This is a genomic window from Pseudomonas sp. P867 (assembly GCF_019891455.1).
GTDB lineage: Bacteria > Pseudomonadota > Gammaproteobacteria > Pseudomonadales > Pseudomonadaceae > Aquipseudomonas > Aquipseudomonas synxantha_A.
This window is the reverse complement of record NZ_JAFLXB010000005.1, coordinates 368,600-394,267: the sequence shown is the minus strand read 5'-3', so window position 1 is coordinate 394,267 and position 25,668 is coordinate 368,600. Positions and strand designations below refer to the sequence as shown.

Here is a 25,668-nt window from a genome sequence, read left to right as displayed (position 1 = left end):
GCTATTTCTTTTTCTTTTTGTCGTGCTTATCGGTTTTAGCGAACGCATCCTCCAGCGCCCGGTTGATGGTGCGCAACACCTTGACCCGCGCCCAGCGCTTGTCATTGGCTTCTACCAGGGTCCAGGGCGCCACCTCGGTGCTGGTGCGATCAACCATGTCGCCCACCGCCGCGCGGTAGTCGTCCCATTTGTCGCGGTTGCGCCAATCATCTTCAGTGATCTTGAAGCGCTTGAACGGGATTTCCTCGCGGGCCTGGAAGCGCTCCAGTTGGGTGTCCTTGTCGATGGCCAGCCAGAACTTGACCACGATCACCCTCGCATCGCGCAATTGCTCTTCGAAGTCATTGATCTCGCCATAGGCGCGCATCCAGTCCGCCGGGGTGCAAAAGCCTTCGATGCGTTCCACCAGCACGCGGCCGTACCAGGAGCGGTCGAACACGGTGAACATGCCACGCGCCGGGATCTTCTGCCAGAACCGCCATAGATAAGGCTGGGCGCGTTCGTCTTCACTGGGCGCGGCAATCGGCACGATGTGGTACTGGCGCGGGTCCAGTGCTGCCGCCACACGACGGATCGCCCCGCCCTTGCCGGCTGCGTCGTTGCCTTCGAATACGCTCACCAGCGCGTGTTTGCGCATGCGTTTGTCGCGCATCAGGCCAGAGAAGCGCGCCTGCTCGGTGATCAGCTGTTCTTCGTAATCGTCCTTGTCCAGGCGCAGGGTCATGTCCAGGCTGTCGAGCAGGCTCTTCTGGTCAACCGAGGCAAGCAACGGCGCCGGGTTCATGCCGCTGGCCTTGACCTTGGCCTGTTTCAAGGCACTTTGCAGTCCATCCAGCAGGATCTTGCCCACGGTCAGCCCACGGTAATGGGGGTCGACGCCTTCGATCACATGCCACGGCGCGTAATCGCGGCTGGTGCGGCGCAGCACACGCTCACCGAAATGCACGAACTTGTCGTAGGTCTCGGACTGCTGCCAATCCAGCGGGCTGATGCGCCAGCTGTGCAGCGGGTCGTCGGCCAGGGCCTTGAGGCGCGCCTTCATCTGTTTTTTGGACAGGTGGAACCAGAACTTGAAGATCAGCGCACCTTCATCGCAGAGCATTTTTTCCAGACGTTCGGCGCCGGCGATGGCCTGGTCCAGGCGCGCATCCTTGATCTGCCCATGCACCCGGCCTTGCAGCATCTGGCTGTACCAGTTACCGAAAAAGATGCCCATGCGACCCTTGGCCGGCAGTTGCCGCCAATAGCGCCAGGCCGGCGGGCGCGCCAGTTCTTCGTCGGTCTGCTGGTCGAAGGTGCGCACTTCGATCAGGCGCGGGTCCATCCATTCATTGAGCAGCTTGACGGTTTCGCCCTTGCCCGCGCCTTCGATGCCATTGATCAGGATGATCACCGGGAAGCGCTTCTGCTGCTGCAACTCGTACTGCACCTCCAACAAGGCTTCACGCAAGGCCGGCACTTCGGCGTCATAGGTGTCTTTGTCGATGGCGTGACCGATTTCGGCGGATTCGAACATGGGCAGCTCCGTTTCAAGATGGCTCAAGACTAGCGGATTGGGCACCACGGCAGGCAAGGAATTTCACTCGGCTTGCCGTGGATCAATCACCGCGGCTACGGTTAATACCCAGGAACGTGACATAGGCCCAGGTCCTGATGCTTCAACATCTGCTGTGTCAGGCGCTCCATCACTGCGGTTATTGCCTGCCGTCGCGGTGTGCGCAGGGCTTCCATTTGTTTGAAATACTCCCCGTCAGTAAGGTCCTGGCGATTCTCAAAAAGTGTTTGCTGCTGCGTATCGAAGGGCTCAGTCACCGATAGGAACTCAGCAGGAAACTGCTGTTTGAGATGGGTTTTCCAGAACGTCAACTGGGTAATAAAACGCAAGAAGGCAGGCGACAGCTCAGCTGTTCGCACCTGGGCTTGCGCCATCGCCAAATCGCTGCTGGGCACCTCGAAAAACGAGTCATAGACCATATGTTTCGGCTGCCCCGGCAGTTGCAGGTCCTTGGCCAACCCGATCCGAAATGCCAGGTTGATTTCCAGCGGATCCGAGGAGGCTTTTTCAACCGCGTATGTCGCCGCAATTTTCTCCAGCTCGCTGAGGCGAAACAAACCTCGACTCAAGTTCAACAGCGCCCCGGAGTTGCTCTGTGCACGACCCGCCTGCAGCGTTGCCTTCTCGACTTCCTTGAGAACCTCAATCTGGCTGAACATCTGCGCCGCCCCATCCTCACAACCAGTCGGATGGGCTGCCAGTTGGAAGACCTGCTCGCGCAGCCCGACATTGTCATGGGTCGCCTGCAATACGTCCCAGACACGTTGCGTCATATCCTCGCGCACACGGCGACTGTCAGCAGCACTGGTCAATTCAGCCAGCAACAGGAACAACTCTGTCGACTCCGGATCATCCCGCAGGTTGGCCCAGACGCTACGCTTGTTGGCATCGCGGGCAGCCACCTCGTCCGGCAACCACCGCGCCCTGGCCTTCAGTTCGCTCATACGAGGCTGATCGTCGTCTACATACCCCATACCAATACCCACGTCAGCGCGGTAACGCTCGAGTGCCTCTACTGTCGTGTCGGATAGCGGATTGCCGCCCAAGTCGATCGACTGGCTGAAAATGCGCGGCACCGTGAACAACCACTCGGGCAGCACGGTGATCAGGTTATCGCGCAGATCCACCTGCTCCAAGTGGGCCAACCGCCCGATGCCCGACGGCAGGTCGACGAGTCTGCTGTCCCGCAGCAACAGCGTGTGCAAGTCACGCATCCTGCTGACATCCACCAGCTTATCCAGTGGGTTATGGCTCAGGTCCAGCAGGCGCAGCGTATTCAGATCAGCCAGTTTCAGCTGGGTATACTCGGTCAGTGCAAGACGGTTATGGGGCATCGACAAGCTTTCGAGGTCGAGCATCCGCGAGAATATTTCCGGCAAGCGCGTCAGGCGGTTACGGTCCAGCGCCAGATGCCGAATGCCTTTGAAACACTTGAGGAAATACGCGACGTCATCGCCCAATCGCATGTTCTTGAGTGACACCTGACGGACATGGTCGAAACGAATGTCGGCAGGCAGCGTCGGCAACGATCCGACGCGCATTCCGTCCAGGTTCAAACTGGCAACCGACATCTGATGTTCATCCAGAGCAAAGCTTTGACGCCGCCAACAGGCTTCAATGCGCTCAGCCACCTGCTCGCGGCTGGTACGAATGTCACTCAGGCCCGGCTGTTTATCCATGCCCTGGGTATCGGTCTTCCAGTGTTTGAGCAGCGCTCGCAGATGAGTAAGCTCTGCCTTCAAACGCTTTACCGCCCTGGCCCGGGAAAGATGGTCAGCACCCAAGGCCATCAGCAGCGAAGACACTTGTGCAGTGCTGAACAAGGGGTACAAACGCTTCACCTTGCGCACCAGCGCGCGAGGGTGCGCCAATGGCCCCGTCGGCGAATCAGCCATTTCACAGGGCATCGCGTCCAGCACCGGCTCGCTGCCCCTGCTGGAAAAAGCCTCGGCGGCCAGCTCCCGTTCCCCCTTGGCCTGGGAAGCGCTCATGTAGCGCAGGCGCCAGAGATTGTTGGCCTCGTTGAGCGGCAACCCCATTGCTACGCGCTGACTGTCGGTCAGCGCGCACTCAATCGCCTGAAACAAGCCGTCCGGTCCGGAGTAAGGCCCACCTAGACTCAGGCCGTTGTCGTCGAACGTTGCAAACCCAGCGTCCGAGCTGACCACTATTCGTCGCGCACCGGCGCCATTGCTCGCGCCCAGGGCCAATAAGTCACCCTGTGGCGAACCCTGGCGCAACTCAAGCCGCACCTCCCTGCCCCACCCTGCCAGATGCGGCATCGACCGAACCGCCACACACGCCGTATCAAGGCTGGCCAGCTCAGGCTGCTCAAACCCCATCAGGGCGCGGTCCAGGCGTTGCTCCCCGAGAGCACGCTGGACCGACTCGACCAATGCCATGGGGATACGTTGATTATCGCGCAGGGTCTCGCGCTGCACCGTTGAGGTCCGGGCCATCAATTCGCGCATCAGCGTACAGGGCAGTTGCGGATAGGTACGCCTGAGCAACGCCCATTCGGGCGGTACAGGTCCGTCATGGGCCTGATACAACTGCTCGAACAACGGCCTGCAGTCAGCCTTGAGGTGTGCGAGCAACTGACGCTCCAATACGCCGCGCTCCTGATCAGCAGCAACCCCCTCTCCAAGCAGGCCGATTTTTTGTGCCTCGTCCAGCTCGGACAACAGCACATCAAACACTTTGCCCTCACGAAGCATCTGCTCAGTGAGCGTCAAACGCAGGCCTACATTGTCAAACGGCCCACCGGTGGGGTAACGCGCCTTGACGCGGCCCTGTGCATCCAGCACCTCAAAATAGCGCCCCACCGGCCACCCGTCTAACAAGGGCAGGGCATGCATCTGCAAGGTCAAGTTTTCTACACTGGGGGACGCACCGCTTTCCAACTGCCAGATCAGATCACGAATGGACTGGTCCAGCTTGAAACGCTCATACAAATCACGAAAACGTGCGGGAAAGGGCAGGCACTCTTCGGCCTGATAGACGCCCCATTCATGGGGCATATCCATAATGGCCTTGATCTGCACAAGCTTCCTGGGATGCAGCGAAGCACCTGGGCCTGCCGGGTTCAGGCGTGAAAAGAGATACTCCTGATCCTCCCATTCGTCGGGCGTTTCGAACGCAAAACGCCAGCGTCCTTCGCCGTTGTGCAGCAACAGCGGGCGATAAGCCGTCTGCCGCAGCGGGTGACTGGCCCGCCATCGATCCAGTTTCGAGTCAAACGCAACCCGATGTACGCAATCATTGACCTTGACGTATGAATGCCCTCCGACTTTGTAAATTCCCGTAGCGTCCGCAACCTCGTCGTCGACAAGACGCTGATCATGGAAGTACGGCGTGACATTTGCCCGCCACAGCCGCAGATTGCCATCTGTGGGGCGTACCACTTCAAACTGGCGAAAAAAGTTATCCAGGTTAAGACCGCTGCGTTTCATCGCCGAACCGACAACCTTGCTCCCCGCCGCGAACAGCACCATCGAGGTGATGTTTTGCGCTACCGCTGCCAACTGCTTGAACGCCTCTTCTTTATCGCCACGGCGCCAGTCCTCAATGCCCTCATACAGCTCGCCGAGCATCTGGCCCACCGCCACGCCAGTCATCAATAGTCCCAACTCCGGCACAACAAACCCGGCGAGGTTGAGCACTGTCAAACCGGCATCCAGGTACGCTTGCAAGCGCTGCTCGCGGGCCACCTCATCCACGTCGGCTACCGGTACCGCCAGGGTCCGCGCGTCGGCTTGGAGTTTGGCGGCGTAAGTTGCGAAAAAATGCCCCGCCAGGCTAACCGTAATGGGGGTTGCCTCCAGCGCCCCCAAGGTACGGGATTGATCGAAATGGCTGAAGAAGCCGACCCGGTCATCCTGGCTCAGGTACCGGGTAAAGAAACTACGATAAGCCGGCACTTCAAGCTTGCGCTTGAGGTAGACCTGAAAGTCATCAAACGAGGAATACTCGAACAATGGCCGCTCCGGCTCATTGGGCATGTACACCACACAGGGTTCTTGCGGGTATTGCGCAACCGAGCGGCCGGAGAACACCAGAATGCTCCACAGGCAACTGCCCTGTACATTCAGCCATTGCCAAGTGACGGGGCGCCATTCAAACAAAATCCCTGCCGCCTGAGCCTGAGACGCTGTCAGCTTGCGGTCCAGCAATTTGCACAACACCTCGTAGACACCTTGGGAAATATCTGCGCGCATCAGGGCAATGTGGGCGTCGATTTTCATATCCAGGGTTTTCATCTGGCCGATATCGGTTGCGACATCATTGAGGTTGGGCTGATCACTCCCCAGCTTGAATACTTCACTGATGTGCTGCTGATACAGGCCACCCAGATCCAGGGCACGGCACCCCTGTGCAAACTCCAGGGGGGTTATGCCAATGACCCCGCGAGCGGCAGCCCCCAAGCGCAGCAGCGAGCCCGTCGGAAAGTGCTGCGCTCGCACTTCATCCTCGGAAAAATTCTGCATCGCCACATGCAGGAGACTGTCCTGCACCAGCCTCACCGTTTTCACATATTTCAATGGCAAGACTTCTTTCTCGTACTCGTTTACAGCACGCACCAAAAGATCTTTTTTCGGCTCCACGGTCAGTTGCCATCGGGTCTGACAGTAAGCCTTGAGCCGCTCACTGCAAAACTCATCCAGTGCTTGCAAAGGCTTCAATTGCTCGGCGACAACTGCCTGGGCATCTGCAACCCGTGCGGCATCTCTGGTCAGTGCGTCCAACACGCCAGGCGGTGCGTTGACCATCCAGCCCGGCAGTTGCTTTTGCAACACCTGGGCCTTGTCCAAATCACCCGTCATTTCCAGTAAGGCGGATTGCAGTTGCCGCTGGGTCAATTGGTTCAGTTTGCTGTTCAAATCGTCCTGCGGGCGCATCAGCAATGTCCTTTATTGCCTATAAATCAAGCTATTACGATACCGCAGCAACTTGCACAGAATTAACGCTGATAGTTGATGGATTGCAGGCCGGACGCAGCAGCTATTTCCATGCAAAACCTATGGGGCTACCACCTGGAATCGGCCCTGAGCGCCGCGATCGGCTAGAATGGCCGCCTTGTCTTTGCCTGCTGTATGTCTATGAGCCGCCCATGACCCCCATCACCCACGCCCAGCTCGACTGGGATGACCAAGGTCGCCCGCATTCGCGGGTGTTCGACGACGTGTACTTCTCCGACCAGTCGGGCCTTGCAGAAACCCGCTATGTGTTCCTGGAGCAGAACCGCTTGCAGGAGCGCTTTGCTGGCTTGCCAGCGGGCGGGCGGCTGGTGATCGGCGAAACCGGCTTCGGCACGGGTTTGAATTTTCTCTGCGCCTGGCAATTGTTTGATCAACACGCACCGGCCGGCGCGCGCCTGCACTTTGTCAGCGTGGAAAAATATCCGCTGAGCCATGCCGACCTGCAACGCGCCCTCGCCCTCTGGCCTGAACTGCAACCCTTGGCCGAACAACTCTTGGCGCAATACATCGCCATTCACCAAGGCTTCCAACGCCTGGTACTGGATAACGGCCGCGTGGTCCTGACCCTGTTGATCGGCGATGCTCTGGAGCAATTGCCGCAACTGGATGCGCAGATCGACGCCTGGTTTCTGGACGGTTTCGCCCCGGCGAAAAACCCCGATATGTGGACCGCCGAACTGTTCGCTGAACTGGCGCGCCTGGCCGCTCCGGGCTCGACCATCAGCACCTTTACCAGCACCGGCTGGGTACGGCGCCTGATCAACGCCGCGGGCTTCAAGATGAAGCGCACGCCGGGCATCGGGCATAAGTGGGAGATCCTGCGTGGAGAGTTTCTCGGCTGGCCCGACGAGACGCCGCCGCCCGCAAAAAGCAAACCCTGGTTCGCTCGCCCCCCAGCCATCGACGGTGAACGCCACGCCATGGTTATTGGCGGTGGCCTGGCCGGTTGCGCAACGGCTGCCAGCCTGGCCGCCCGCGGTTGGCGCGTCAGCTTGCTGGAACGCCATGCCGGCCTGGCGCAGGAAGCCTCGGGCAACCCTCAGGGCGTGCTGTACCTCAAGCTGTCGGCCCATGGCACCGCATTGTCCCAACTGATACTCAGCGGTTTCGGCCACACCCGCCGCCTGCTGGAGCACTTGCACCGTGGCGTGGATTGGGATGGCTGTGGTGTGTTGCAACTGGCGTTCGACGCCAAGGAAGGCCAGCGCCAGGCCCAACTCGCCGACGCCTTCGCACCGAGCCTGCTGCACCTGCTCGACCGCGAGCAGGCGCAACAACAGGCTGGAATCCAACTGGCCCACGGCGGCCTGTTTTTCCCCGAGGGCGGCTGGGTGCATCCACCCGCACTGTGCCAGTGGCAGGCGACGCATCCGCTGATTGAGGTGCTCAGCCACCATGAGGCGCTTGAGCTGGACCGGCGAGACGACCAGTGGCACGCCCGCGCAGGCGATCGCGTGCTGGCCAGCGCCAGCGTGGTGGTGCTCGCCGGGGCGGCCGAGATCAAGCGTTTCCCCTTGAGCGCAGACATGCCGCTCAAGCGTATTCGCGGGCAGATCACCCGGCTCGCACAAACCCCAGCCAGTGAGGCCCTTACTACTGTGGTCTGTGCCGAGGGTTACGTCGCACCAGCCCGCCTTGGTGAACATACCCTGGGCGCCAGTTTTGACTTCAACAACCAAGACCTCACACCCACGCTCGCTGAACACACCGGCAACCTGGAGATGCTGCGCGAGATCTCCACAGACCTGCTGCAGCGCCTGGGCGCCGACCGCCTGGCGGCCGAACAGTTGGAAGGGCGTGCTGCGTTTCGCTGCACCAGCCCCGATTACCTGCCGATCGTCGGGCCGCTGGCCGACCATGAAGCGTTCCAGCAGGCTTATGCCGTGCTGGGCAAAGACGCCCGGCAAGTACCGGATACGCCGTGCCCCTGGCTGCCCGGGCTGTACCTCAACAGTGGCCATGGCTCCCGCGGCCTGATCACCGCACCACTGTGCGGCGAACTCCTGGCCGCCTGGCTGAATGGCGAACCGCTGCCGGTACCGGCCAGCGTGGCCGCGGCTTGCCACCCCAACCGGTTTACCCTGCGCGCTCTGGTTCGAGGCCAGGCCGCAGCCCGTAAAGAGCGGGATTGATGGCTAGGCGGCCATCTGCCTTATAACTTATCGGTCTAAAACTCCACGCATAGCACTGGGTCAGTTTCTGGGTACGCGCCGTTTGGCGCATTGAGTATTGACCCCTCCCCAACGGAAAAACCGGTAAGGAACTTATGTGTGGATTAGCTGGCGAGTTACGCTTTGATCATCAACCTGCCGACCTGGCAGCCGTAGAACGCATCACTCATCACCTCGCCCCCCGTGGCCCCGACGCATGGGGCTTCCACGCCCAAGGGCCGATTGCCCTGGGCCACCGCCGCCTGAAAATCATGGACCTGTCGGACGGCTCCGCGCAGCCGATGGTTGACGCCCAACTGGGATTGTCCCTGGCGTTCAATGGCGCGATCTATAACTTCCCGGAACTACGAGAAGAGCTGGAAGCCCTGGGCTACGCCTTCTATTCCGGCGGTGATACCGAAGTGCTGCTCAAGGGCTACCACGCCTGGGGCGAAGCACTGCTGCCCAAGCTCAACGGCATGTTTGCCTTCGCCATCTGGGAACGTGACGCCCAACGTCTGTTCATCGCCCGTGACCGCTTGGGCGTAAAACCTTTGTACCTGTCGCGCACCGGCCAGCGCCTGCGTTTTGCCTCGGCGTTACCGGCGTTGCTCAAGGGCGGCGACATCAACCCGATCCTCGATCCGGTCGCTCTCAACCACTACCTGAATTTCCACGCCGTGGTCCCCGCGCCGCGCACGCTGTTGGCGGGCATTGAAAAGCTGCCGCCCGCCAGCTGGATGCGCATCGACGCAAGCGGCAAGACCGAACAGAAAACCTGGTGGACCCTGCCGTACGGGCCCCATGAGGACGAAAAACACCTGACGCTGGAAGACTGGACCGACCGCGTGCTCGACAGCACCCGCGAAGCCGTGGCCATCCGCCAACGCGCCGCCGTGGATGTGGGCGTGCTGCTCTCCGGTGGCGTCGACTCGAGCATGCTCGTCGGCCTGCTGCGTGAAGTCGGTGTGCAGGACCTGTCCACGTTCTCCATCGGTTTTGAAGACGCCGGTGGCGAGCGCGGCGACGAATTCCAGTACTCGGACCTGATCGCCAAGCATTACGGAACTCGCCATCACCAACTGCGCATCGCCGAAAGCGAGATCATCGAGCAACTGCCGGCGGCGTTCCGCGCCATGAGCGAGCCGATGGTCAGCCATGACTGCATCGCGTTCTACCTGTTGTCGCGGGAAGTCGCCAAGCATTGCAAGGTGGTGCAGAGCGGCCAGGGCGCCGACGAATTGTTCGCCGGTTACCACTGGTACCCGCAGGTGGATGGCGCAAGCGACCCGTATGCCGCGTACCGCGAGGCGTTTTTCGACCGCAGCTACGATGACTACGCGGCCACCGTCGCACCGAAATGGCTGACCGCCAACGACGCTGCCGGCGACTTTGTGCGCGAACATTTTGCCATGCCGGGCGCGGAAGCCGCCGTAGACAAGGCCCTGCGCCTGGACAGCACGGTGATGCTGGTGGACGACCCAGTCAAACGCGTCGACAACATGACCATGGCCTGGGGCCTGGAAGCCCGGACACCGTTCCTCGACTACCGCCTGGTAGAACTCTCGGCCCGCGTACCGGGCAAGTTCAAACTGCCCGATGGCGGCAAACAGGTGCTCAAAGAGGCCGCGCGCCGGGTGATCCCCAGCGAAGTCATCGACCGTAAAAAAGGTTACTTCCCGGTCCCCGGCCTCAAGCATTTACAAGGCGACACCCTGAACTGGGTGCGCGAGTTGCTGCTGGACCCGAGCCAGGACCGTGGCCTGTTCAACCCGGCCATGCTCGATCGCCTGCTGACGGACCCTCAGGGTCAACTGACCCCATTGCGCGGCTCCAAGCTGTGGCAACTGGCGGCGCTGAACCTGTGGCTCAGCGAACAAGGAATCTGATCCATGAAACCTAACGCCGCGGCGTATAGCCAACGCTTGATCAAAGGCCAGGCGCCGACCTACGAGCGCCTGCAGGCCCGGCTTGCCGAAGACGGCAGCCCGCAAGGTCCCGAACCGATTGCCGTGCATTGCGGTTGGGGGCGCTTGTTGATCGGGCATACGTTTCCCGACCCTGCCAGCCTTGCCCTGGAGCTGCTCAACGAACAGCCCGGCGAACGTGATATCGCTCTGTATGTGGCCGCGCCCCAGCAAATCCTCGGGATCGACCCGCAGCAGTTATTCCTCGACCCGTCAGACACCTTGCGCCTGTGGTTCAGTGACTACCGCCCCGCCACCCGTGTGTTTCGCGGTTTTCGGATCCGTCGGGTACAGAGCGAAGCCGACTGGCACGCCGTCAACTTGCTGTATCAGGGCCGCGGCATGTTGCCCGTCGACGTCGAACGCCTCACACCGCGCCATCAAGGCGGCCCGGTGTATTGGCTGGCGGAAGACGAAGACAGCGGCGCCGTGATCGGCAGCGTGATGGGCCTCAACCATCAGAAAGCCTTTCACGACCCGGAAAACGGTTGCAGCCTGTGGTGCCTGGCGGTAGACCCACAGTGCACCCGCCCCGGCGTGGGTGAAGTGCTGGTGCGCCACCTGGTGGAACACTTCATGAGCCGTGGCTTGAGCTACCTGGACCTGTCGGTGCTGCACGATAACCGCCAGGCCAAGAGCCTTTACGCCAAGCTGGGTTTTCGCGCACTGACCACCTTTGCGATCAAGCACAAGAACGGCATTAACCAGCCGCTGTTTCTCGGCCCGGGGCCGCAGGCGGGGTTCAATCCGTATGCGCGAATCATTGTCGAAGAAGCCCATCGGCGCGGTATCGATGTGCAGGTGGATGACGCCGATGCCGGGCTGTTCACCCTCAGCCACGGCGGGCGCCGCGTGCGGTGCCGCGAGTCACTGAGCGATTTGACCAGCGCCATCAGCATGACCCTTTGCCAGGACAAGAGCCTGACCCACAAGGTGCTCAAGGCCGCTGGCCTGAAGTTGCCTGCGCAGCAGTTGGCAGGCAGTGCCGACGACAACCTGGAGTTTCTGGACGAGCACCAGCGCGTGGTGGTCAAGCCGTTGGATGGCGAACAAGGCCAGGGCGTGGCGGTGGACCTGCGAACGATCGAGGAGGTGCAGCAAGCCATCGAAACGGCACGCCAGTTCGACAGCCGCGTACTGCTCGAAAGCTTTCACGAGGGCCTGGACCTGCGCATCCTGGTGATCGGTTTCGACGTAGTCGCCGCCGCGATTCGCCGCCCCGCCGAAGTGATCGGCGACGGTCAGCATTCGATTCGTGCGTTGATCCAAGCGCAAAGCCGACGTCGTCAGGCCGCCACCGATGGCGAAAGCAAGATCCCCCTGGACGGCGAGACCGAGCGCACGCTCAAGGCCGCCGGCTACGACTACGACAGCATCTTGCCCCGCGGCCAGACCCTGGCCGTGCGGCGCACCGCCAACCTGCATACCGGCGGTTGTCTGGAGGACGTCACCGCCATCCTGCACCCGACGCTGGTGGACGCCGCCGTGCGCGCCGCCCGCGCCCTGGATATTCCCATGGTCGGCCTGGACCTGATGGTACCGGCGGCCGACCAGCCGGAGTACGTATTTATCGAAGCCAATGAACGGGCCGGGCTGGCCAACCATGAACCGCAACCGACTGCAGAGAAGTTTGTGGATTTGTTGTTTCCACACAGTCAACCGGCCGCTTGAGGCTTGTGTTGAATGTGAAACCGCTATCGGGGGCAAGCCCCCTCCCACATTTTCCTGTGTTCACACATCAAGGGTGGGAGGGGGCTTGCCCCCGATGAGGCCGGCACTGGCAACGAATCTCTCAACCCTATCATCGAAACCATCGATGCCCTCAACTCATCAGGAGTTTCCATGACCAGAACCATCCCAGAACCCGATCTCGCCTACCTGCAAAAAGTGCTGCTGGAGATGCTCGCCATTCCCAGCCCCACCGGATTTACCGACACCATCGTGCGCTACGTCGCCGAACGCCTGGAAGAACTTGGCATCCCGTTTGAAATGACCCGGCGCGGCACTATTCGCGCCACCCTCAAGGGCCAGAAAAACAGCCCTGACCGTGCCGTCTCTGCGCACCTGGACACCATCGGCGCCGCCGTGCGAGCGATCAAGGACAACGGCCGCCTGACCCTGGCACCGGTGGGCTGCTGGTCGAGCCGCTTTGCCGAAGGCAGCCGGGTCAGCCTGTTCACCGATAACGGTGTCATCCGCGGCAGCGTATTGCCGTTGATGGCGTCCGGGCATGCGTTCAACACCGCCGTGGATGAAATGCCGGTCAGTTGGGACCATGTGGAACTGCGCCTGGACGCCTACTGCGCCACTCGTGCCGACTGTGACTCCCTAGGCATCAGCGTCGGTGACTATGTAGCGTTCGACCCACTGCCGGAGTTCACCGAAAGCGGGCATATCAGCGCCCGTCACCTGGACGACAAAGCTGGGGTCGCCGCCCTGCTCGCCGCGCTCAAGGCAATCGTCGACAGTGGCGAACCGCTGCTGATCGACTGCCACCCGCTGTTCACCATCACCGAGGAAACCGGCAGTGGCGCAGCGGCCGCCCTGCCCTGGGATGTCAGCGAGTTTGTCGGCATCGACATCGCCCCGGTCGCCCCGGGCCAGCACTCCAGCGAACACGCGGTGAGCGTGGCGATGCAGGACTCCGGCGGGCCGTACGACTATCACCTGTCGCGGCACTTGCTGCGCCTGGCCGCCGATAACGACTTGCCGGTGCGCCGCGATCTGTTCCGCTATTACTTCAGCGATGCGCACTCAGCGGTCACCGCCGGCCATGACATTCGCACCGCCCTGCTGGCCTTCGGTTGCGATGCCACCCACGGCTACGAGCGTACCCATATCGACAGCCTGGCCGCCCTGAGTCGCTTGCTGGGCGCCTATATCCTCAGCCCGCCGGTCTTTGCCAGCGATGCACAACCGGCCCAGGGTTCCCTGGATCGGTTCAGTCATCAGATCGAGCATGAAACGCAAATGGAGAGCGACACCCGCGTGCCGTCGGTGGACAGCCTGGTCGGAAACAAGTCCTGACGCTGGCGACAGCTGCTACTGGCAACATAGGTCCCGGCGCAGTAGCATCGCCGGGACCTGACACCTGAGGCTTGTATGCTGATTCCCTACGATGCACTTGAAGTCGACACCCTGACCCGCCTCATCGAAGACTTCGTCACCCGCGACGGCACCGACAATGGCGACGACACGCCGCTGGAAACGCGTGTGCTGCGCGTACGCCAGGCACTGACCAAGGGCCAGGCGCTGATCGTCTTCGACCCCGAGAGCGAGCAATGCCAACTGATGCTCAAGCACGATGTACCCAAGCATCTGTTCGACTGAAAACCCCGCCTAAGGATTGGGTACCGACACGGGATGCGTGACGGGCCCCTGGCGTTCGCGGATCTTCTGGTAAACCTCGGCGCGGTGCACATTGACGCCCACGGGGGCTTCGATACCGAATTTCACGTGGGTGCCGTTCACTTCGAGAATATAGACGGTGATGTCATCGCCAATAGCGATGGCTTCGCCTATGGTGCGGCTTAAGACCAGCATGGCGTGTGTCCTTTTCAAGTAGCAGGACCTGGACCATGCGCCCTTGGAAATGGACCGGCAATGGCTTGCTGGAAAATCAGGCATTACCTACACAGATAGGTAATTTGCCTGACAGACTCCATCCAAATCAGCCCTTAACGACCTGCGCCTTCGCGCGCATCTTGTCGGCCATCAGCGTCATTTCGTCATACAGCAACTGCGGGTTTTTCTGCTTCAGGGCCCAGGCCATGCGCCCTTGCTCATGGGGCAGGATCATGAATTCGCCCGCGGCCACGCGCTGGTAGATGTAATCGGCGATATCGGTCGCCGAAATAGGTGAACTTTCAAGCAACTTGCCCACCTGCGCCTTCATGGCCGGGGTCGGCCCACGGAAGGAGTCGAGCAGGTTGGTCTGGAAAAACGATGGGCACACCACGTGCACGCCCACTTCCTGCTGCTTGAGCTCGACCAGCAGGCTTTCCGACAACGCCACTACGCCGGCCTTGGCCACGTTGTAGTTGCTCATGGCCGGCCCCTGCATCAATGCAGCCATCGACGCGATGTTGATGATCCGGCCCTTGCTCTTCTCCAACAGCGGCAGGAATGCCTTGCAGCCCTTGACCACGCCCATCAGATTGATTGCGATCTGCCAGTCCCAATCCTCCAGGGACAGTTCGGCGAAGAACCCACCCGAGGCCACGCCTGCGTTGTTGACGATCACATCAATGCCGCCGAGCTTGACCTCGCACGCCTGGGCAAACGCGGTGAGCTGGCTGTAGTCGCGCACGTCGCAGCGCTGGATAAACCCTTCACCCCCCGCCTCGCGCACAAGTTTGAGGGTCTCCTGCAAACCGGGCTCACTGACATCCGACAACGCCAACTGCCAGCCCTCACGGGCCCAGCGCAGAGCGATTTCACGACCCAGGCCGGACCCGGCGCCAGTGATCATCATGCGATTTTGCATAGGAAGTAGCCTTGTGGTTTACCGAAGAAGTGACCGGCAGTGTAGCGAAGGTTTTTCCCGCACCCACGCACCATCAGATTGATGAATGCCCCAGGCAAACCGTGGGCCGGGTCGCAGGCACGCATATAGCCCAAGTTCAATTTTTTTCAACTGATTAGTTCAAGTTGCGCACGGGTTAAAAGAAATAAGCAACTAATCAAAATGTTTTAGAAAAACAATGAATTTTCTGCGAAGTGCATGAGTCGGAATGGTTAAGACGTCCCGATGCACATGGACGAGATAACGGTCAAACAGCCGGTTTTTGCACAGAACCTATAAGGAATAAAACCATGAGCCTCATTCTAATCATTATCCTGATCCTTCTATTGGTCGGCGGCCTGCCAGTGTTCCCGCACTCGCGTAACTGGGGTTATGGACCGTCGGGTATCCTGGGTGTGGTGCTGGTCGTCCTGCTGGTGCTGTTGTTGCTCGGCAAGATATAAAAGCCGGGACAAAAAAAGAGGCCTCGATCGAGGCCTCTTTTTTATTGCCGGTCAGTTAGTCCGGCTTACCATCTACAACACCTGCGGTGTTATCCAGCAGGCTCTTGGTAGCGGTCTGCAGGAACGACTCAAGTTTCTGCTTGAGCGCAGCTTCGTCCGGCGACTCAGGGATCACCTTGCCAGTCGGTTCGGCGCCCAGGGTGTATTCCCACAACTTGGGTGGCATTTCCTTGGGCAATACCAGTACGCGGTCAGCGGTAAGCAAGGCCACGGTCTGGTCGCTGCCCGATGGCTTGATCACGCCGAAGCCCTTGTCGCCTTCCGGCAGGTTCAACAGATCCCGCCCCCAGCACTGGTGCAACGTGTCGCCACCCAGGCGGCCCATGATGGTCGGCACGATGTCGATCTGGGTGCCCACGGTGTGGTCACGTACGCCGAACTTTTCCTGCATGCCCGGTGCGATCATCAGCATCGGCACGTTGAAGCGGCCCAGGTCCATTTCGGTGATCTGTTGCTCGTTGCCGAAACCGTGGTCGCCCACAATCACGAACAGAGTTTCCTTGAAGTACGGCTCCTTGCGGGCCTTTTCAAAGAACTGGCCCAGGGCCCAGTCAGAGTAGCGCATGGCCGTCAAATGCTCGTTGAGGCTGCCACGGTCGGTGACTTTTTCAACCGGCAATGGCGTCGGCAACGCGTACGGGGTGTGGTTGGACAAGGTTTGCAGCAATGCGTAGAACGGCTTGCCGCCTTCACGGGCTTTGAGTTCCTCCAGGCCACGGTTGAACATGTCCTGGTCGGACACGCCCCATGTCGGGTCGGAGAACACCGGGTCGACAAAGTCATTACGGCCGATGAAGTTGGTCATGCCCTGGTTGCTGAAGAAGCCCGACTGGTTGTCCCAGGCGAAATCGCCGTTGTAGACATACACATCGTCGAAATCACGCGCACTGAGCAACTGCGGCAGGCCCGACAACTTGTGGCTGCCTTCCGGGGTCTGCATCAGGTATTCGAAGCCCGGCAGGTTCGGGAAGCAGGCCATGGTGGCGAACATACCCTGGTGGGTGTGGGTACCATTGGAGAAAAAGCGGTCGAACAGCAAGCCTTCCTTGGTCAGCTTGTCGAAGTACGGCGTGATATTGCCCGGACGGCCCAATGCGCCCACCGAGTGACCGGCAAAGCTTTCCATCAGGATCACTACGACGTTCTTGATCGGCAGGGTCTTCTCGGCCGGCGGCGTGAAATCACGGCGCACGGCAGCGGTGTCGGTATCCACCAGTTTTTCGGTCGGCAACACCAGCATGTCGCGCACGGTCTGGGTGGCCAGCGGTTGTTCGAGGGTGGCTTTCCAGATGTTGGCACGGTCTTCACCGAACCGCGCCTTGGCCGCCGCGATCAGCGACAGGGTGCCATTGAGGCCCAACTGGTTGGCGAAGTTCGAATCGGTGGTGTAGACATCCCCCCAACGCAATGGCGGGCCCTGACGCAGGGTGCCGCGAATGGCGACCACGGCGACCAGCAGGCAAACCACGAATACAGCGATGCGGCTGTACCACGGAGCCACCTGGCGCGTGCTGATCGTACCGCCGCTGAACGGGCCACGCGGGCGCGTTGCACGGTCGGCGCCCTTGAAGGCCATGCTCAGGATCAGCGTGCCCACGGCCCAGGCCAGCAGGTAGCGCACCACCGGGAAACCGTACCAGAGCATGCTCATCACGGTTTTCGGGTCTTCCTTCACATACTGGAAGACCAGGCCGTTGAGGCGCTGGTGGAATTCACGGTAGAAGTCCATTTCCATCAGCCCCAGGAACAAGGCGATGCTGGACACGACGGTCAGCCACAAACGGAAGAAACCCCGTGCCGCCATGGCCCGTACACTGAACAACGCCAGCAGCAACGGGATCAGCAGGTACATCACCAAGCGGATATCCAGGCGCAGGCCATTGACGAACGCTTCCAGGAACGTCGAGGCCGGCGTGTCCAGGATCATCTCGCGGTTGTAGACCAGCAACGCCAGGCGCAGCAGGGAGAACATCACCATCATGACCAGTGCGCAGAGCAGCGTGTACGCCAGATGGGATTTGACGGTCGGTTGCAGCAGGCGATTTGAAGCTCGCTGCTGATTCAGGGCGTCCGGGTTTGCCATGTCGTTTTAGGACCCATTGGAAGTTTAAGTTGCGAAATAATGCAGTGGCGTCCGCCCTCGCCCAGGCTGGCTGGGGTAAGCGGTTTACGCGGTGGCACAAATGGTGCCCGATCAAGGCCGGCAAGGCTATTAATTACTGAACGTGCAACCTTGTCGTGTCTTTAAAGGCCCCAGGGATAGAGCCTTGGCAGGCGAATAAAGCCGGCGAATTGTCTTGGATGGAATGTGAAAATTCTGTACAGCGAATATTTCGATACACAAATTTTTCGAACAAATGTGGGAGGGGGCTTGCTCCCGATAGCGGTGTGTCAGTGAGCTTATTTGTCACTGATCCACCGCTATCGGGAGCAAGCCCCCTCCCACATTGACTGCGCCGACTCCAGGAGGAGTGAGGCGCTCAGATCCGCACGTTACCGCGTGGCCCAGCGATAGCCCAGATAATCAGACCCAGTACCGGCAACAGCAGGATCAACAGGATCCACAGCACTTTGGCGCCCGTACTTGCGCCGCTTTTGAACACGTTGATGATCGCCCAGATATCCAGCGCGAGGATGATCAGGCCAATCAGGCCGTTGAAAGTGGAACCCATGGTGTCGCTCCTAAGTGAGGGCATGCACTTGTAGGATAGTCAGCCTTGGCGGGGGTTCCGTTTTAATTTCAGACGTGCACGGCGATCTTCAATGCCTCAAGCGACGGCTCAGCCTTGATGCCGACTTCAGCGCACAGTTGCAGCACGCGCGGCAGGTCGTTGCCGAACACCAATACCGCCTGGATCTCATCATCGAGCAACTGACTGAAGTTCATCAGCACATAACCGCCGTCTTCCGGGCTCAAGGCGCTCATCTGAATCTGGATGCGGTTCAACGCGGTCAGGTCTTCAGTCTTGGTCAATTGCTTGGGCTTGAGATTGAACGCCACGCCCGGACCAAACGAGGCGACGATCTGCGCGAACAGGTCGCCGTAGGTATCAGCCTGAAACAACACCGTGTCGGGCAGGCTGCCGACCACCACCCACTCCCCCAGCGGTATCGGGAAGCTGTCGTCGTAGTTGATATCCGGGTTAGCCGCCAGGAAAGCGGCCGGGTCTGCGTAGGCTTGCGCCGCTTCGTCGGCAATACGTGCCACCTCGTCCTCAGCCATGACGCCGGCGCTGATTTTGCTGATGAGTTCGACGAGGGCGGTTTTCATGGGCGATCCTGTAGCGGGCGGGTTTTCGAGGGCGCGTAGCCTACACCAGTTTCTGCAACTGCGCCGCCGTATCCACCGCGCCCATGGTCTGTGCCGCAGCCAGTGCCGTGGCACCTTGAGCGTCGGTAGCCTTGGGATTGGCGCCTTGACCGAGCAGGTATTCGACCATTTCAACGCGGTTGAACATCGCCGCCATCATCAACGCCGTACGCCCATCCGATGAGGCCGCCTCAACCGGCGTGCCGCCTTCGATCAGGGCCTGAACCACAGGCAGGTTGCCTTTGAACGCCGCGCCAGCAATCGGCAACTGGTTCTTGTCATTGGCGATCAAGGGGTCGGCCTTGAATTCCAGCAGTACTTTTACCGCCTCGGAGTGGCCGTGGTAGGCCGCGAGCATCAATAAGGTGTCGCCATTGTGATTACGAAAGTTGGCCGGCAAGCCCTTGGCCAATAACGCAGCAAGCATGGCTGCATCGCCGCGGCGGGCCACGTCGAAGACCTGCTCGGCAAATTCGGCGGCTTCGTCTTCGGTCATTTGTTTAGGCTGATCTGACATGGGGGCTCCTTGCTGAGGCGGCTTGTGTAACTGAATAAGGCGCCCAGTGTCGCGATGGAGTTCCCCCCTGTCATGGCTTTTTTGTCAAAAGCCGCCATAGCCAGAATCAATAACGAAAGTGCCCGCCCTGGATCTGCGCCAATAATTGCCCGGTAACCGGCACGTAGCTCTGCGAACCTGGCAGCCAGGCGTACACCGGGTCATTGCCGGCCTTGGCAGGGTCGAATGCTTCCTCTTTGAGTTTCATTTTCTGGTACTTGAAGGTGCCGGTGGTTTCCATTTTTACCTTGATCCGCAGGAACAGCGGCACCGCATAGTGCGGCAACTGGCCGTGGGCAAATTGCAGCAGTTCGCGCATGTCCAGGGCAGCCAGAGACTCACTCGGGGTGATGGCGACCATGCCAGCACGGCCATTGGTGTTCGCGATCTCGACACCATAAGCCACCACTTCGGCGATTTGCGGGTGTTGCAGCAGCACGTTTTCCACTTCGGTGGTCGAGACGTTTTCACCCTTCCATCGGTAGGTGTCCCCCAGGCGATCGACAAATTGCGCATGACCGAAGCCGATGCTGCGTACCAGATCGCCAGTATTGAAATACCGGTCGCCCTTCTCGAACACGTCGCTGATCACCACTTTGCGATTTTTTTGCGGGTCGGTGTAGCCATCGAACGGTGACTTTTCATCGATCTTCGCCAGCAACAAGCCCTGCCCGCCCGTTGAGACCTTGTGCATGAACCCATCACTGCCGCGAAACGGTTCCCCTGTGTCCGGAGCGTAATCCACCAACGCCCAATGCTGCAGGCAAAAGCCGATGGTGTTGTCAAAATTCAGCACGTTGGTAAAACCTATATTGCCGTCACTGGCCGCATACAGTTCGCAAATATGCTCCACCTCATAGCGCTGTTTGAACTGCGCCCATACACCGGGGCGCAGGCCATTGCCGACCATCTTGGTCACGCGGTTATCGCGATCCTGTTCGCTGAGGGGCTGGTCGAGCAAATAGCGGCATAACTCACCGACATAGCCGAGGGTGGTTGCGTTGAACTTGCGCGCATCCTCCCAGAACTGGCTGGCGCTGAACTTGCGCCGAATGGCGAAGCCGGACGCGCCGATAATGGCCGAGCCCCAGCACACGCACAAACCGGTGCCGTGGTACAGCGGCAAGGTGCAATAGAGAACGTCGTGCGGTGCCATGTCCAGGGCAATCCTGCCGAAGCTCACAGCGGTTTTGGTCCAGCGCCCATGCTTCATGATGCCGGCCTTGGGCAAGCCGGTGGTGCCGGAGGTGTAGATATAGAAGCAGGGATCGTTGTAGGAAATCTGCGCGCAGATCGCAAGGTTGTCCACCGGGTGCCCGGCACTGGCCGCCATCAGGTCGATGTAGCCCTCAGGAACTGCGCCATCGGGTTGATCCGCCACAAACCAAGTGCGCTCGGCCGGGATCTGCACCTGATCGCGCACCGCTGCGTAGGCGCTCAGCAACTCTGCCCCCACCACAATGGCAACCGGGTCGACCAGCGTCAGGCTGTGCACAAGCGTCCCCTGGGTTTGCGACGTATTGAGCATGGCGCAGACGCCGCCCAGCTTGGCCACGGCCAACACGTTGAGCAGCAACTCGGGGCGATTTTCAATTAACAGCGCTACCACGTCGCCTTTGCGAATGCCCTGGTCATGCAGGTGATGGGCGATGCGATTGGCCTGCTGATTGGCGTCGCGATAGCTGATCACCTGGTCAGCGTAAAGCAGCGCGGCACCGTCAGGATTGCGCAAGGTCGCTTGCTCGAAATGCCAGCCCAGGCCGCAGGGTTGCCTGGGGTCGGTGACATTGGCCGCGCGCATGCCGCGTACCACACGCGGGAGCGCCCGAACGATGGCAGGCACCTTTCGCAGCATCATGCCCCAGGTAATCATGTCGTTTTGCCGATGGCTCATGGCGGGACTTCCTTTTTCTTATTTTTGGTCGAGTCCAGATACCTGACGAGCTTGTAAGCACTCGCCAATGCGTTACAGGAAAATACGTCAGCCCTTCTTGGGCTGTACACGCGGGATTTGAAAAGTTTTGTATCCCAAAGGGAAGTCGCCGCAGGCAACGGAATTTTCCGGCAAAAAAGGCGGTCAATAGCTGTAAGGCAAGCCCGACACCTTCGCAAAGGCGCCGACTAAATAACGCAAAATGCAGGATGCACGATGGCCTTTCATGCAAATTGCACGAAAATGAAAATTCGATTATTTTATAAGTGCCTGATTTTTAAAGAGTTTTTTCTTTAGGCAATACTGGCACAATCACTGCACCTATCACTCCATGCTTGCCAACTTGAGCCAATGGAGCTGATAGACATGAGCCTGATCCAAGATAAATTCGCTTCGGTATTCTCCAACTACGACGTCACCACCCAGCCACGTCCTGACGGTGGGATCCTGTTGACCCTGCGCAACAGCGAAGGCAAACAGGTCAAGCGCTCGATCTCGTACCAGCAATTGCACACCGCCGATCAATTGACCTGGGTGATCAGCGCCATTCGCCGTGACCTGGCCGAACAAGCCAGCGAGCTGCCGCAGATTTCCATGCTGCAAAGCCAGAACCGCTTTGCGCTGCCGACCTACCATTCGGCATAAGCGACAGACATGAAAAGGGCCGCGACGCCGTTGAGCGTCGCGGCCCTTTTTTGTGCCTTCAGCACAAGCCTTGGCGAGTGGCTTCGTTTTTCGCCTGTACCCGGTTGGTCACGTCCAGCTTGCCGTAGATATTGCGCAGATGAAACTTCACCGCCGCTTCGGAGGTGCCGCGAATCTGGCTGATCTCCCAGATGGTCTTGCCCTCGGAAGCCCACCGCAGGATTTCCAGCTCCGTTGGGGTCAGGGGCTTGCCGGACAAGTTCAGGCGTTTTCTGATAGCCGTCGGCACGCTATCGATGGGGGCACACGTCTGCTCTGGGCTGCTCATCGCTCTCTCCTTATATCTGCTGATGCGGCACCGCCTTTCGGACTCCTCCTATTGACAGATGACATAAACATTGGCGCCGCACAGAGAGTTACATAACCAGCGGAGTGAAAGCGTACAACACAGAACAAACAGCTTCGCCCTACGAATATTCAGGCGTTTTCCCACAACAAGTTCCAACTTGCCCGGGTTGAACATTTAGATATTTATGCTTAGTCGTCCAGCCCTGGAAAACGCGCGGCAATGTTATCTGCGCTGAACGTCGGCACCTCGCCCTGAGCGGTGTTGAACAAACGCAGCGCCACCAAGTGCGGGTTCTCGCCGATGTCGAGCCAGTGCGACATACCCGCCGGGATAACCAACAGGTCATTTTTCTCGGCGCGCACGCCGTATACATAATCACCCACATGCAGCATGAACAGGCCCTGGCCGGCGATGAAGAAATACGCGTTATCTTCACGATAGGTGCGCTCTACCAGGAACGGGTCACGCAATTCATGCATCTGGGGATGGTCGCCCGTCACGCTGATCACCTTCGCCGTGGCATAGCCGCGCGCATCGATCTGTGGACGGTACACCGCGATCATTTGCGCGTCACTGGCGCCTTTCTCGATAACGCTGGGCTGCCAACGTTCAAAGCCTATGCGGTGTTCGGCCAGGGTCGACTGGATGTCGTCGAAATGGGTCAGCACCTTGTTGGGTGTGTCCGCGGTGGCGATGTGGTAAACGGCTACGTAACTCATTGCACGGTTCCTTGATTCGGCTCTTGCAATCGAAGGCCAATGATAATGGCGGCGGCCAGCGCAGCGACGCTGGCGATACTGAACGTCAGGGTCGGGCCCAGCAGGTTCCAGCTATAACCGGAATACAGGGCGCCGAGGGCACCGCCAGTACCGGCCAAGGCAGCGTACAGGGCTTGGCCCTGGCCTTGCTGACGGTCACCGAAGCTGCGCTGCACAAAGGCAATCGCCGCCGCGTGAAAACTGCCGAATGTGGCTGCGTGCAGGAGCTGCGCCAACAGCAACACCCAGAAAAATTCGGCAAAGGAGCCCAGCAGCAACCAGCGCAGCGCCGCCAGCACAAAGCTGGCCAGCAGCACCCGGCGCACCGAAAAACGCGCCAGGATACGGCTCATGGCCAGGAACATCAGGACCTCCGCCACCACCCCCAGGGCCCACAACATCCCGATCACGCCACGGCTGTAGCCCAAGTGTTCCAGGTGCAGGGTGAGGAAGGTGTAATACGGGCCATGGCTCATTTGCATCAATGCCACGCAGGCATAGAACGCCAGCACCCCGGGACTGCGCAATTGCTTGAGGAAACCGTCACCGGCCAAGCGATTGCCATGGCTGGCAGGCTGGGCATTGGGCACCCACAGGCTGGCGCCGATGATGCCGGCCATGATCACTACCACCACGACCGGGTAGATATCCAGGCTCAGCCAGTCGAACAGCCGCCCCATGATCACTACAGTGAGGATAAAGCCGATGGAGCCCCACAGACGGATCTGGCTGTAGCGCGAGGTTTGCTTGTGCAGATGGGCCAGGGTGATGACCTCAAACTGCGGCAGCACCGCGTGCCAGAAGAATGCGTGCAGGGCCATGACCATCGCCAGCCAGGCGTAGGTCTTGCTGACGAAGATCAGGCAGAAACTGGCCAGGGTACAGGCCGCGCCAAATCGCACAATGGCCAGGCGCCGGCCGGTGAAGTCGCCGATCCAGCCCCACAGGTTAGGCGCCACGCAGCGCATCAGCATGGGGATGGCCACCAGTTCGCCGATACGCGCGCTGGAAAAGCCCAGGTGATCGAAGTACAACGCCAGGAACGGCGCCGTCGCCCCGAGCAGGGCGAAGTAGAACAGGTAAAAGCTGGAAAGGCGCCAGTATGGGAGCGGTGGGGTCATTTTATTGGGGCTGCTTCGCAGCCCGGCGCGAGCAAGCTCGCTCGCCACAACAAGCGCACTCACCCTGGCAAGCTCGCTTGCCGGCGGCGATCACAGTTGGCCCAGTACCGGTGTGGTCACGCGCACATCGGCATTTTGCCCACGGTTGCGCAGCAGGTGGTCCATCAACACGATGGCCATCATGGCTTCGGCAATCGGTGTGGCGCGGATGCCGACGCACGGGTCATGACGGCCCTTGGTGATCACGTCCACCGGGTTGCCGTGTACATCGATCGAACGGCCCGGTGTGGTAATGCTTGAGGTCGCCTTGAGCGCCAGGTGCGCAACAATCGGTTGGCCGGAGGAAATACCGCCAAGGATGCCACCCGCATTGTTGCTGAGGAAACCTTCAGGCGTCAGCTCATCGCGATGTTCGGTTCCGCGCTGGGCAACACAGGCGAAGCCTGCGCCGATTTCCACGCCTTTGACCGCGTTGATGCTCATCAGCGCGTGGGCCAGTTCGGCGTCGAGGCGGTCGAAGATCGGCTCGCCCAGGCCCGGCTTGACGCCTTCGGCCACCACGGTGATCTTGGCACCGACGGAGTCCTGGTCGCGGCGCAACTGGTCCATATAGGCCTCCAGCTCCGGCACCTTGTCCGGGTCGGGACAGAAGAAGGCGTTGTCTTGCACGCTGTCCCAGTTCTTGAACGGGATCTCAATCGGACCCAACTGGCTCATGTAGCCACGGATGACGATGCCTTGGGTGGCCAGGTATTTCTTGGCGATGGCACCGGCGGCCACGCGCATGGCGGTTTCACGCGCCGAGCTGCGGCCCCCGCCGCGGTAGTCGCGCTCGCCGTATTTATGGTGGTAGGTGTAGTCGGCATGGGACGGACGGAACACATCCTTGATTGCCGAGTAGTCCTTGGACTTCTGGTCGGTGTTGCGAATCAACAAGCCAATGGCGCAGCCGGTGGTGCGGCCCTCGAACACCCCGGAAAGGATTTCGACTTCGTCCGGCTCCTGGCGCTGGGTGGTGTGGCGGCTGGTGCCGGGCTTGCGGCGGTCGAGGTCACGCTGCAGGTCGTCCAGGGACAGCTCAAGGCCTGGTGGGCAGCCGTCGACAATGGCGACCAACGCCGGGCCATGGCTTTCGCCCGCGGTGGTGACAGTGAACAGCTTGCCGAAGGTATTGCCGGACATGCAGGGCGCTCCGTGAAATCAGTTGAATCAAGTCAACCGTAATAACTTAAGGCGGCCAGTATACGCAGGCTAACCGACTAGTTCATCCTCGAAACCTTACCGGTAGACATTGGTCCAACCGGCACCTCACTGATG

20 protein-coding genes are annotated in these 25,668 nt (G+C 60.1%); 7 read left to right on the top strand and 13 right to left on the bottom strand.

The window, feature by feature from the left end:
* Position 1: 1 nt before the first annotated feature.
* A complete protein-coding gene (gene pap / locus J1G33_RS12500; protein WP_078821923.1) occupies positions 2-1,516 on the bottom strand; it encodes a polyphosphate:AMP phosphotransferase in 1,515 nt (504 codons plus the stop codon).
* 101 nt (positions 1,517-1,617) lie between these two features.
* The gene (locus J1G33_RS12495; protein WP_223018168.1) at positions 1,618-6,453 is read right to left on the bottom strand and encodes an NEL-type E3 ubiquitin ligase domain-containing protein; all 4,836 of its coding nucleotides are present in this window, start codon (positions 6,451-6,453) and stop codon (positions 1,618-1,620) included.
* A gap of 212 nt (positions 6,454-6,665) precedes the next feature.
* Here J1G33_RS12495 and mnmC point away from each other — a divergent pair, with 212 nt between their 5' ends.
* The 5 genes from mnmC to J1G33_RS12470 all read left to right on the top strand — a co-directional run bounded on the left by mnmC (position 6,666) and on the right by J1G33_RS12470 (position 13,981).
* Positions 6,666-8,666 (top strand): bifunctional tRNA (5-methylaminomethyl-2-thiouridine)(34)-methyltransferase MnmD/FAD-dependent 5-carboxymethylaminomethyl-2-thiouridine(34) oxidoreductase MnmC, encoded by a 2,001-nt coding sequence (mnmC, locus tag J1G33_RS12490; protein ID WP_223018167.1) that lies wholly within the window; start codon positions 6,666-6,668, stop codon positions 8,664-8,666.
* 134 nt (positions 8,667-8,800) lie between these two features.
* On the top strand, positions 8,801-10,573 hold the full coding sequence (locus J1G33_RS12485; RefSeq protein ID WP_032880150.1) for an N-acetylglutaminylglutamine amidotransferase: 1,773 nt from the start codon (positions 8,801-8,803) through the stop codon (positions 10,571-10,573).
* A 3-nt stretch (positions 10,574-10,576) separates the two neighbouring features.
* A complete protein-coding gene (ngg, locus tag J1G33_RS12480) occupies positions 10,577-12,322 on the top strand; it encodes an N-acetylglutaminylglutamine synthetase (RefSeq protein WP_078821927.1) in 1,746 nt (581 codons plus the stop codon).
* A gap of 171 nt (positions 12,323-12,493) precedes the next feature.
* Positions 12,494-13,678 carry an osmoprotectant NAGGN system M42 family peptidase gene (locus tag J1G33_RS12475; protein ID WP_005789901.1) on the top strand — a complete coding sequence of 395 codons (1,185 nt, stop codon included), beginning with the start codon at positions 12,494-12,496 and terminating at the stop codon, positions 13,676-13,678.
* 75 nt (positions 13,679-13,753) lie between these two features.
* The gene (locus J1G33_RS12470; protein ID WP_003192759.1) at positions 13,754-13,981 is read left to right on the top strand and encodes a YheU family protein; all 228 of its coding nucleotides are present in this window, start codon (positions 13,754-13,756) and stop codon (positions 13,979-13,981) included.
* A gap of 9 nt (positions 13,982-13,990) precedes the next feature.
* Here the strand turns inward: J1G33_RS12470 and csrA are convergent, their stop codons facing one another.
* Positions 13,991-14,194: a carbon storage regulator CsrA gene (gene csrA, locus J1G33_RS12465; protein WP_005789902.1), complete on the bottom strand. Its 204-nt coding sequence runs from the start codon at positions 14,192-14,194 to the stop codon at positions 13,991-13,993.
* Positions 14,195-14,321: 127 nt separating this feature from the next.
* Complete coding sequence (locus J1G33_RS12460; RefSeq protein ID WP_223018166.1) at positions 14,322-15,137, bottom strand: SDR family oxidoreductase; 816 nt, start codon at positions 15,135-15,137, stop codon at positions 14,322-14,324.
* A gap of 329 nt (positions 15,138-15,466) precedes the next feature.
* Here J1G33_RS12460 and J1G33_RS12455 point away from each other — a divergent pair, with 329 nt between their 5' ends.
* Entirely contained in the window at positions 15,467-15,619 is a 153-nt protein-coding gene (locus tag J1G33_RS12455) for a DUF3309 family protein (protein ID WP_003192767.1), read from the top strand.
* A 55-nt stretch (positions 15,620-15,674) separates the two neighbouring features.
* On the opposite strand, the gene J1G33_RS12450 is transcribed toward J1G33_RS12455, so the two are convergent.
* From J1G33_RS12450 to J1G33_RS12430, 5 genes are all read right to left on the bottom strand, one after another.
* A complete protein-coding gene (locus J1G33_RS12450) occupies positions 15,675-17,762 on the bottom strand; it encodes an LTA synthase family protein (protein WP_223018165.1) in 2,088 nt (695 codons plus the stop codon).
* A 397-nt stretch (positions 17,763-18,159) separates the two neighbouring features.
* The gene (locus tag J1G33_RS12445; protein ID WP_003172956.1) at positions 18,160-18,351 is read right to left on the bottom strand and encodes a PLDc N-terminal domain-containing protein; all 192 of its coding nucleotides are present in this window, start codon (positions 18,349-18,351) and stop codon (positions 18,160-18,162) included.
* Between the two features lie 68 nt (positions 18,352-18,419).
* The gene (locus J1G33_RS12440) at positions 18,420-18,950 is read right to left on the bottom strand and encodes a hypothetical protein (protein WP_005789905.1); all 531 of its coding nucleotides are present in this window, start codon (positions 18,948-18,950) and stop codon (positions 18,420-18,422) included.
* Between the two features lie 40 nt (positions 18,951-18,990).
* The gene (locus J1G33_RS12435) at positions 18,991-19,506 is read right to left on the bottom strand and encodes an ankyrin repeat domain-containing protein (protein WP_078821929.1); all 516 of its coding nucleotides are present in this window, start codon (positions 19,504-19,506) and stop codon (positions 18,991-18,993) included.
* Between the two features lie 106 nt (positions 19,507-19,612).
* Positions 19,613-21,439 (bottom strand): long-chain-acyl-CoA synthetase, encoded by a 1,827-nt coding sequence (locus J1G33_RS12430; protein ID WP_223018164.1) that lies wholly within the window; start codon positions 21,437-21,439, stop codon positions 19,613-19,615.
* Positions 21,440-21,844: 405 nt separating this feature from the next.
* Between J1G33_RS12430 and J1G33_RS12425 the strand changes: the two genes are divergently transcribed.
* Positions 21,845-22,123: a DUF3509 domain-containing protein gene (locus J1G33_RS12425; protein ID WP_003172952.1), complete on the top strand. Its 279-nt coding sequence runs from the start codon at positions 21,845-21,847 to the stop codon at positions 22,121-22,123.
* A gap of 58 nt (positions 22,124-22,181) precedes the next feature.
* Here J1G33_RS12425 and J1G33_RS12420 read toward each other — a convergent pair whose 3' ends face one another.
* The 4 genes from J1G33_RS12420 to aroC all read right to left on the bottom strand — a co-directional run bounded on the left by J1G33_RS12420 (position 22,182) and on the right by aroC (position 25,533).
* Positions 22,182-22,451, bottom strand: a complete 270-nt coding sequence (locus J1G33_RS12420) for a helix-turn-helix transcriptional regulator (protein ID WP_032880144.1) — start codon at positions 22,449-22,451, stop codon at positions 22,182-22,184.
* A gap of 209 nt (positions 22,452-22,660) precedes the next feature.
* Positions 22,661-23,191, bottom strand: coding sequence for an acireductone dioxygenase (locus J1G33_RS12415; RefSeq protein ID WP_223018163.1), 531 nt, complete (start codon positions 23,189-23,191; stop codon positions 22,661-22,663).
* On the bottom strand, positions 23,188-24,351 hold the full coding sequence (locus tag J1G33_RS12410) for an MFS transporter (protein WP_032880141.1): 1,164 nt from the start codon (positions 24,349-24,351) through the stop codon (positions 23,188-23,190). Before J1G33_RS12410 ends, J1G33_RS12415 begins: the two co-directional genes overlap by 4 nt.
* A gap of 90 nt (positions 24,352-24,441) precedes the next feature.
* Positions 24,442-25,533 carry a chorismate synthase gene (gene aroC, locus J1G33_RS12405; RefSeq protein ID WP_032880139.1) on the bottom strand — a complete coding sequence of 364 codons (1,092 nt, stop codon included), beginning with the start codon at positions 25,531-25,533 and terminating at the stop codon, positions 24,442-24,444.
* Positions 25,534-25,668: the final 135 nt, after the last annotated feature.